The organism is Streptococcus sp. HMSC066F01 (genome assembly GCF_001837335.1).
Classification (GTDB): domain Bacteria; phylum Bacillota; class Bacilli; order Lactobacillales; family Streptococcaceae; genus Streptococcus; species Streptococcus oralis_S.
This window is the reverse complement of record NZ_KV832073.1, coordinates 49,590-58,034: the sequence shown is the minus strand read 5'-3', so window position 1 is coordinate 58,034 and position 8,445 is coordinate 49,590. Positions and strand designations below refer to the sequence as shown.

Annotated in this window: 11 protein-coding genes; 1 reads left to right on the top strand and 10 read right to left on the bottom strand. The window is 41.3% G+C overall.

Translation table 11 applies throughout. The features are described from left to right. The coding region (locus HMPREF2655_RS01700; protein WP_142352101.1) for a polysaccharide biosynthesis protein at nucleotides 1–977 on the bottom strand (977 nt) is incomplete at its 3' end. A gap of 105 nt (nucleotides 978–1,082) precedes the next feature. Between HMPREF2655_RS01700 and HMPREF2655_RS01695 the strand changes: the two genes are divergently transcribed. Beyond that, nucleotides 1,083–2,528 carry a UDP-N-acetylmuramoyl-L-alanyl-D-glutamate--L-lysine ligase gene (locus HMPREF2655_RS01695; protein ID WP_070837312.1) on the top strand — a complete coding sequence of 482 codons (1,446 nt, stop codon included), beginning with the start codon at nucleotides 1,083–1,085 and terminating at the stop codon, nucleotides 2,526–2,528. A gap of 37 nt (nucleotides 2,529–2,565) precedes the next feature. Here HMPREF2655_RS01695 and HMPREF2655_RS01690 read toward each other — a convergent pair whose 3' ends face one another. From HMPREF2655_RS01690 to HMPREF2655_RS01650, 9 genes are all read right to left on the bottom strand, one after another. Next, on the bottom strand, nucleotides 2,566–2,766 hold the full coding sequence (locus HMPREF2655_RS01690) for a CsbD family protein (RefSeq protein ID WP_000051178.1): 201 nt from the start codon (nucleotides 2,764–2,766) through the stop codon (nucleotides 2,566–2,568). A gap of 101 nt (nucleotides 2,767–2,867) precedes the next feature. Continuing rightward, entirely contained in the window at nucleotides 2,868–3,518 is a 651-nt protein-coding gene (locus HMPREF2655_RS01685; protein WP_070837310.1) for a DUF1803 domain-containing protein, read from the bottom strand. Continuing rightward, entirely contained in the window at nucleotides 3,502–4,014 is a 513-nt protein-coding gene (locus tag HMPREF2655_RS01680; RefSeq protein ID WP_070837308.1) for a YiiX/YebB-like N1pC/P60 family cysteine hydrolase, read from the bottom strand. Before HMPREF2655_RS01680 ends, HMPREF2655_RS01685 begins: the two co-directional genes overlap by 17 nt. 122 nt (nucleotides 4,015–4,136) lie before the next feature. Next, the gene (locus tag HMPREF2655_RS01675) at nucleotides 4,137–4,463 is read right to left on the bottom strand and encodes a DUF2568 domain-containing protein (RefSeq protein ID WP_070837306.1); all 327 of its coding nucleotides are present in this window, start codon (nucleotides 4,461–4,463) and stop codon (nucleotides 4,137–4,139) included. Between the two features lie 53 nt (nucleotides 4,464–4,516). Next, entirely contained in the window at nucleotides 4,517–5,452 is a 936-nt protein-coding gene (locus tag HMPREF2655_RS01670) for a manganese-dependent inorganic pyrophosphatase (RefSeq protein WP_070837304.1), read from the bottom strand. Between the two features lie 85 nt (nucleotides 5,453–5,537). Beyond that, entirely contained in the window at nucleotides 5,538–5,822 is a 285-nt protein-coding gene (locus HMPREF2655_RS01665; RefSeq protein WP_049477469.1) for a GIY-YIG nuclease family protein, read from the bottom strand. Then, nucleotides 5,812–6,561 (bottom strand): tRNA1(Val) (adenine(37)-N6)-methyltransferase, encoded by a 750-nt coding sequence (locus HMPREF2655_RS01660; RefSeq protein ID WP_049477468.1) that lies wholly within the window; start codon nucleotides 6,559–6,561, stop codon nucleotides 5,812–5,814. The genes HMPREF2655_RS01665 and HMPREF2655_RS01660 overlap by 11 nt, the downstream gene beginning before the upstream one ends. Nucleotides 6,562–6,614: 53 nt before the next feature. Continuing rightward, nucleotides 6,615–6,974, bottom strand: a complete 360-nt coding sequence (locus tag HMPREF2655_RS01655; RefSeq protein ID WP_000689619.1) for a S1 RNA-binding domain-containing protein — start codon at nucleotides 6,972–6,974, stop codon at nucleotides 6,615–6,617. A 1-nt stretch (nucleotide 6,975) separates the two neighbouring features. Further along, nucleotides 6,976–8,376, bottom strand: coding sequence for a bifunctional Cof-type HAD-IIB family hydrolase/peptidylprolyl isomerase (locus tag HMPREF2655_RS01650; RefSeq protein ID WP_070837300.1), 1,401 nt, complete (start codon nucleotides 8,374–8,376; stop codon nucleotides 6,976–6,978). Between the last annotated feature and the right edge of the window lie 69 nt (nucleotides 8,377–8,445).

Here is an 8,445-nt window from a genome sequence, read left to right as displayed (position 1 = left end):
TGCAAGTCGCCTTTTACATAGTTTTCCGTCAACAGCGGCAAGCCGACACTCCCAATTGAAACTCCCACAGAGATTAAAATCATGGTAATTTTATTAGGATTGGCAGAGAAATAAGAAAACATGACAACCAAGTCTTCATTGCTGTAGTTAGTAAACCACTTCATACTATTGATAAAGGTCATCTGGTCTAAAATCTGGAAGAGCTGAATGGCTGATCCTGTCAGGATAAAGGGAATGGCTTCCTTGATGGTATCGACTAAGAGTCGCTTACTATTGATCTTATCACGTGTTTCAAATACTCTTTTAAGCAAACCTTCTTGGGCAAGGAAGTAGATCAAAACTGCAAAACTTGCCACCATCCCCACAAAGGCCGCAAAGGTCGATTGAGTAACGGCTGATAGGTAGTCACCAGAACCCATCTTCATAATGAAGAAGGTTGCCATCAACATCCAGATAACACGGATCACCTGCTCAGCGATTTGACTCATAGCATAGGGCTTAAGGTTGTTCATCCCTTGGAAGAAGCCCCGGATGACACTCATAGATGGGAAAATCAAGACCGCCCAAGCCAAACTCTGCATGATGGGAATCAGGTCTTTCCCCACACCTGACAAGTCTGCTAACCAGGGAGAAAAGAGATACAAGACCAAGGCAAAGACTAAGCCCAAGCCCGTCATAAAGCTTAAGAAACTCCGAATCAAGGCAAAGCTGTGCTCTTCTTCCCGCATGGTATTGTACTTAGCCACTTGTTTGGCGACCGCAACTGGGATACCTGCTGTCGAAATCAGCAAGAACCAGGCGTAAATATTGTAGCCCATGGTAAAGAGTCCATTTGCCTTGGCAGCATAGGTCCCCATCCAGATATACCAGGGAATAATGTAGATAGCACCAAGGAGGCGACTAATAAAGTTACTAGCTGTTAGCCAAGCAGTCCCTCGCAACATCTGGGCTTGCTGGTGATTGTTTTCGTTAGACATAGCTTCCTCATTCAATTTTGATAACTAGGAAAAGTTCCTTATCTTCCATTATAAACTTTTCCTTGTTACTTGTAAAATTCGGGCTTGAAGTTTATAATAGAAAGTATGATTAAGATTGAAACCGTATTAGATATTTTAAAGAAAGATGGCCTTTTTCGCGAGATTATTGATCAAGGACATTACCACTACAACTACAGTGAAGTTGTTTTTGACAGCATCAGTTACGACAGTCGAAAAGTAAAAGAAGGCACTCTTTTTTTTGCAAAAGGTGCTGCCTTTAAAAAAGAATACCTCCTATCCGCTATAACGCAAGGATTAGCTTGGTATGTCGCAGAAAAGGACTACGAAGTCGGTATCCCCGTCATCATTGTGAACGATATCAAAAAAGCCATGAGTTTGATTGCTATGGAATTTTACGGTAATCCACAAGAAAAACTCAAAATTCTCGCTTTCACAGGGACAAAAGGAAAGACTACAGCTGCGTACTTTGCTTACCACATCCTATCTCAACGCTACCCAACAGCTCTCTTGTCAACTATGAACACAACTCTAGATGGCGAGACCTTCTTTAAATCTTCCTTCTCAACACCAGAAAATATCGATCTTTTCGACATGATGGCTCAGGCTGTTAAGAATGGAAGAACCCATCTTGTAATGGAAGTCTCTAGCCAAGCCTATCTTGTTCATCGAGTCTATGGTCTGACCTTTGATGTAGGTGTCTTTCTTAACATCACTCCTGACCATATCGGTCCGATTGAGCATCCTAGCTTTGAAGACTACTTCTATCACAAACGTCTCTTGATGAAAAATAGTCGAGCAGTTGTCATTAATAGCGACATGGACCACTTTTCTGTATTGAAAGAACAAGTAGAAGATCAAGAACATGACTTCTATGGTAGCCAGTCAAGTAACCAAATCGAGAACTCCAAAGCCTTTAGCTTTTCCGCTACAGGTAAACTCGCTGGTGATTATGATATCCAACTCATCGGTCACTTTAACCAAGAAAATGCAGTTGCTGCAGGACTTGCCTGTCTTCGTCTAGGTGCCAGTCTGGAGGACATCAAAAAAGGGATCGCTGCAACCCGCGTTCCTGGACGTATGGAAGTTCTCACTCAGAAAAATGGAGCCAAGGTCTTCATCGACTATGCCCACAATGGTGATAGTCTGAAAAAACTGATTTCTGTTGTTGAAACTCATCAAACTGGAAAGATTGCCCTGGTTCTCGGTTCGACTGGAAACAAGGGTGAAAGTCGTCGCAAAGACTTTGGACTCCTCCTCAATCAACATCCTGAGATTCAAGTCTTTCTAACTGCGGATGACCCCAACTATGAAGATCCAATGGCCATTGCTGAAGAAATCAGTAGCTATATCAGTCATCCTGTTGAAAAGATTGTCGATCGTGAACAAGCCATCAAGGCGGCGATGGCCATCACAAATCAAGAACTCGATGCCGTGATTATTGCGGGTAAGGGAGCTGATTGCTACCAGATCGTCAATGGAGTGAAAGAAGCCTATCCTGGAGATGCAACTGTCGCAGAACGTTATCTATAAAATCAAAAAATCAAGGGAAGTTTTCCCTTGATTTTTTTTAGTCTTCTTTCTTAAATGAGTTTTTAAGACCTTCAACGGCACCTTCTACAGCACCTTTAGCATCTTCAACAACTTCTTTGGCTTTGGCAACTGTTTTTTCTACAGCACCTTCTGCTTCTGTCTTGCTATCGCCAGTAACTTTACCAAAACCTTCTTTGATAGCACCAGTTGCTTGATCCAATTTATTTTCAAGTGACATAGCTCTGTCTCCTTTGCTTTTAATACGATAAACGTTATCGCTTACATTCAGTTTATGCTTATTCTTTAGTAAAGTCAAACAATCTGCTCAAAATGAAGCAATTAAGATAAATAGAAAGTCAACCGTTCCTTGTCGAAATCAACAGTCAGCTCATACTTTCCAGCTTCATTTTGAACAATATAGCCTAGAACGACTAAACTGTCCACAAAGATATCACGACGTTTCTGAATTAATTGATCTTTTTTGAGAAACTTCAGTAAAAAGGTCGTCATATACTTGAGGGCATACTCAGGATTGACATCTCCCAAAATGGCATAGAGTTCCTGCTGTTTTTCTGTCAAAGGATATTGATTCTTGACCTTGTAGAAATAGTTGGATAGAGTCATCTTTTCTCTTGCAAAGTCCGTACGTTCGACTAAAATGGCGGCATTGGTTTGATTTCGCAATTCTGTCTCAAAAGTCTTCTCCAACAAGGCTTGATAAACTGGACTATCCTCTCTGACAAAAATCTCTTGGTCAACGACCAGACTGTCTATTGATTCTAGAAAAGGGAGATTAAGAGAATAACGTTTGTTTTCCCTTAGGATCAAGCCTGCCTTTATATACTCTTCCATGAGTTTATCAACTGCCACATCTGGAAACTGAGCCTTAATTTCTCGGAGGATCACATCATCATGCTGGTCCAGATAGTCCACCAAATCTATAAAAAATGGCTGTCGAGTTAAACGAGAGGGATTAAAAATCTGAATCATGAAGATTCCTTTCTTTACATTCTAAAAGAGGAGATGCTGCCAACTGACTGGGATTGGTCCCCGGCTGGTTCAGAGGCACTGGAAGTTCGAGTTTCCTGTAGTATTCCCTCCAAAAATCACTGATCTCCTGCTCCCCATCCCCAAATTTCATGGGAATAGTTTCAAAAATCGGTAGGATTTCAGCGATGTACTGGGAACAATAAAAGCCATTCCCATCCGGATAAAACGAGCTATTATAAGGAGCGCCTAGATATTGATAAGCCTTCTCCTTCACCAAGTCAACTTCCAGCTCTGGATAGACATAAAGATCGTAGAGATGAGTCGGTTCAAAAAATTCTACTGGTTCTTGACAAATAACACCTGCTTGCCCACTAGCATGATAGATCAATCCGTCCAAAAAGATAGCTACATGACTATAGTTCCCAGTGGAAGCCTGGATGGCCTGCCCCATATCTGAAAGATCCTTCACAAAAATCAAATCACCATTTTCTAACATCTTTCTCTCCTAGAAAAAAAGGAGCCGAAACCCCTTTAGCTATAAGGAAAACATCGTTTTCTCGTGTCAATCTCCAGTCAAATAATTACCATTTAAATAATTCATTAACTATATTATAAGAATCACTCTAGCTGAAAATAATAAAGCAGACCCAAACTTCCAAAAGACAGAGCTAAGTATAGGATTCCTATTTGCAATCCATACAAATACCAAAAACTACCACTAACTAAAATAAAAATCGATGTCTCAGCAATGAGGCGATGCCATTTTTTAAAAGCATGTGGAGATTTTGGTGCCATATATCGCGCCCAAAATAAGATTAATAGAACTGCTAGAAGAAAAAATAGGAATTTTTCTAGCCAAGAAATTTGTATCACAGACACGGAGAAAAGACCAAGGATTGCCACAGCCTCAACCAAAAAGCGCAGTCCTTCAATCAATCGCATCATGCTATCACCTTCTATAAATAGTCAAATTAACAGTTCCAAATATTCCTTAAGAATTACCCATTAAAACTTTCAGTCAACTGAGGCACCACTTGTTTCTTACGTGAAACGGCACCTGGAAGGAAAGCATGGTTGTTTTCAAGTTTGAAGTTAAAGGCTGCTTCGACCTTGTCCATGTTTGAACCAAGAGCAAGGATTTCTGAGTTTGAGTTAACGATATCTGTAATCATCAAGACAAAGTCAGAGTAGCCATTTGCTGTATTAGCAGCTTGCATTGCAGCTTCAATTTCAGCTTGGCGTTCCAAGACTTCAGCAATGTCAACTGTGTTTACTTGGGCAACACGGACCTTATTTCCGTTGAGTTCAAAGGTCTTAGCATCGATATCAATCAATTCCTCAGCAGATTTGCTAGCCAAGTTTGTACCAGCTTTCAGCATAGCAAGACCGTACTCTTCCAAGTTCACGCCTGCTAATTCTGCCAATTCAGGAGCAATGACTTTATCAGATGGGTGAGTTGTTGGTGATTTCAAAAGAAGGGTATCTGAAATCAAACCTGACAGCATCAAACCTGCAATTTCTTTAGGAACTGCTACACCGTGTTCTTTGAACATGCGGTAAACGATTGAAGACGCAGATCCAACTGGTTCCAAACGCATGTAGAGTGGGCTTGCAGTTTCAAAATTAGCTACACGGTGGTGGTCTACAACACCATAAACTTCTACTTCAGCGATATCTGATACAGACTGTTGGAATTCGTTGTGGTCCGTTAAGATAACTTGCTCTGCACCTTCTGCTTTAGCTGATGTGATGACGCGTGGTGCTTCAACACCAAAATAGTTCAATACATAGGCTGTTTCTTCGTTTGGTGTTCCAAGTGCTACTGCTTCTGTGTCCAATCCATAAGCCTCTTTTGCAAGATAAGCAAAAGCTACAGATGACCCGATGGCATCTGAGTCTGGATTTTGGTGACCAAATACTAGAATCTTAGACATGATAATACCTCTTTAAATTTATTCATCTTATTGTAGCACTTTTTTCCTCTTTTGACAAAAGTAAGAGGAGTCAAAGGACTCCTCATTAGACATCAATATCGTTAACTAGATTTTTCTCTTGATTTTCGGATAGAAATCGTTCTTTCTGTGGCCGTTTCTTTCGTTTGAGGAGAGCCTCTGCTGACATGGCTTCTTCCTTGCTAGCAAAACCCTGAGCATAGATGAGTTTGACTGGCAAGCGAGCTCGGGTATACTTGGCTCCCTTACCACTATTATGAACGGCAAGGCGTTTCTTCACATCTGTCGTGTAACCAGTATAGTAAGAACCGTCACGGCACTCCACCACATACATATAAGCCTTATGATCCATAGTAAATCTCTTGAATTTCTGACGTATAGGAACCATCATCATTGTGAACAATGAGCGGTGGCAAGACCTTGAAGCCACTCGTCGATCCATCCTTGATAGCTTCGATTAAAAGCATATTGGCTTCCTTTTCTCGTTTAGGATAGACAAATTGCAGGCGCTTGGGTGCCAAATTGTGGCGTTTGAGCATATCTAGGATATCCAAGAGCCGATCTGGACGATGAACCATGGCCAAACGACCATTAGACTTGAGAATACTCTGAGCACTTCGACAGATTTCTTCTAGGTTCGTCGCAATTTCGTGTCTTGCTAGGAGGTAGTGTTCACTCTCGTTGAGATTGGAATGAGGATCCACCTTGAAATAAGGCGGATTACACAAGATCATATCCACCTTACTTCCCTGAATGTGCGCAGGCATATTTTTCAAATCATCGCAGATGACCCGCATCTGCTCTTCCAGGCCATTCAACTGAACCGAACGCTCTGCCATATCCGCCAAGCGCTCCTGAATTTCTACAGATATTATCCGCGCCTGAGTACGTGAACTTGCAAAAAGTCCCACTGCACCATTTCCAGCACAAAAGTCCACAATTAAACCCCGTTTAGGGAATCGAGGAAAGCGTGATAAAAGAACACTATCCACCGAATAGCTAAACACCTCTCTATTTTGGATGATCTTGATATCTGTCGAAAAGAGCTGGTTGATTCGCTCTCCTGATTTTAATAATTGTTCTTCTTTCATACTTTCATTATATCAAATTATGTTAATAGTCCAAACAATTTAGATAATCGTATTTATGGCTTCTTCTTTAAATGTTCTAATGCCTCACGCGTCCAAACAGGCATCATACGTCCAAGTGGCGCAAAACCGTGCTTGATCCGATCATTTGAAAAACGTCTCCGTCTTGGCAATTGATGTTTTTCCTCTTCCAAGGTACGGATAGAAAGACTGGCCTTCCCAGTGTATTCGTCAAAATCCACCACCTGAACTTGGACTTCATCGCCAATTTTTAAAATGTCATAAATATTTTCAATAAATCCCGTCCGAATCTCCGAGATGTGAATCAGCCCTGTCACCCCTGTCTCTAACTCAACAAAGGCACCGTAGGGCTGAATTCCTGTAATACGCCCAGTCAGCTTATCACCAATTTTCATTCTAGTCCTCAATTTCAATCGTTTCAATTACTACATCTTCAACTGGTTTGTCCATTGCACCAGTCTCAACAGCTGCAATGTCATCCAAGACCGCAAACGATTCTGCGTCTACCAATTGCCCAAAAACAGTATGGCGGCGGTCAAGGTGAGGAGTTCCACCTTGTTCTGCATAGATCTCAGCGATTGGTTCAGGCCAGCCACCACGCGCAATCTCTTTCTTAGAATATGGCAAATGTTGGTTTTGCACGATAAAGAACTGGCTACCATTGGTATTTGGACCCGCATTGGCCATAGAAAGGGCTCCACGGATATTATAAAGTTCTTCAGAAAATTCATCTTCAAAAGAGTCACCATAGATTGACTCACCACCCATACCAGTACCAGTTGGGTCTCCACCTTGGATCATAAAGTCCTTGATAATACGATGGAAAATCACACCATCATAGTAACCGTCTTTTGACAGAGCAACAAAGTTAGCCACTGTTTTAGGAGCATGTTCAGGGAAGAGCTTGATACGCAAGTCTCCGTGATTGGTCTTAATGGTCGCAAGAGGACCTTCTACTGTTTCAATGTCTACTTGTGGGAAATGCAATTCTTTTTCTACCATACCAAATCCTTCTAAGGCATCAAAAATGCCATCTTCTTCTACTGTTTTTGTAATATAATCTGCTTTTTCTTTAATTTTTTCATGGGAAACACCCATAGCAATACTGATTCCAGCATAATCAAAGAGTTCCAAGTCATTGAGACCATCCCCAAAGACCATGACATTCTCTGGTTTCAAGTCTAGATGTTCCACCACCTTGGCTACACCAGTTGCTTTGGATCCTGAAATTGGCACGATATCAGATGAATGTTCATGCCAACGCACCATGCGAAGTTTATCCGACAAAGACTCTGGTAAGTGCAAGTCATCCCCTTTATCTTCAAAGGTCCACATCTGGTATATATCTGCTTTTTCATGGAAGTTAGGATCCACATCCAAGTTCGGATAAATCGGATCAATAGCCTCACTGATCAGTTCTGTTCGCGTGGAGAGTTTGGCATCATGACTGCCAACCAAGCCATATTCAATTCCCTCTCGCTTAGTCCAAGAGACATACTCCTCAACATCTGACTTGTCAATCTGATGTTGATAAATGACCTGACCTTTTTTATCTCCGATATAGGCCCCATTCAGAGTTACAAAAAAGTCAGGCTTGAGCTCACGAATCTCTGGAACGACACCGAAAATACCACGCCCAGAAGCAATACCTGTTAAAATTCCTTTTTCACGCAACTGCTTAAAGACAGTGGGAATTGTAGCTGGAATAAAACCTGTCTTTGACGTACGCAAGGTATCATCAATATCAAAAAAGACGATTTTAATCTTCTTTGCCTTGTATTTTAATTTCGCATCCATCTCTCTACCTCTTTTCCATCACTCTTTCCATTATACCATAAAGCTGATGAAATTCCTTTTTTGAAAAAA

Bases quoted from the DNA above. Each gene is read 5' to 3' on its own strand.
- HMPREF2655_RS01695 (WP_070837312.1), top strand. From the start codon at position 1,083: ATGATTAAGATTGAAACCGTATTAGATATTTTAAAGAAAGATGGCCTT.
- HMPREF2655_RS01690 (WP_000051178.1), bottom strand. From the start codon at position 2,766: ATGTCACTTGAAAATAAATTGGATCAAGCAACTGGTGCTATCAAAGAA.
- HMPREF2655_RS01685 (WP_070837310.1), bottom strand. From the start codon at position 3,518: ATGATTCAGATTTTTAATCCCTCTCGTTTAACTCGACAGCCATTTTTT.
- HMPREF2655_RS01680 (WP_070837308.1), bottom strand. From the start codon at position 4,014: ATGTTAGAAAATGGTGATTTGATTTTTGTGAAGGATCTTTCAGATATG.
- HMPREF2655_RS01675 (WP_070837306.1), bottom strand. From the start codon at position 4,463: ATGATGCGATTGATTGAAGGACTGCGCTTTTTGGTTGAGGCTGTGGCA.
- HMPREF2655_RS01670 (WP_070837304.1), bottom strand. From the start codon at position 5,452: ATGTCTAAGATTCTAGTATTTGGTCACCAAAATCCAGACTCAGATGCC.
- HMPREF2655_RS01665 (WP_049477469.1), bottom strand. From the start codon at position 5,822: ATGGATCATAAGGCTTATATGTATGTGGTGGAGTGCCGTGACGGTTCT.
- HMPREF2655_RS01660 (WP_049477468.1), bottom strand. From the start codon at position 6,561: ATGAAAGAAGAACAATTATTAAAATCAGGAGAGCGAATCAACCAGCTC.
- HMPREF2655_RS01655 (WP_000689619.1), bottom strand. From the start codon at position 6,974: ATGAAAATTGGTGATAAGCTGACTGGGCGTATTACAGGAATTCAGCCC.
- HMPREF2655_RS01650 (WP_070837300.1), bottom strand. From the start codon at position 8,376: ATGGATGCGAAATTAAAATACAAGGCAAAGAAGATTAAAATCGTCTTT.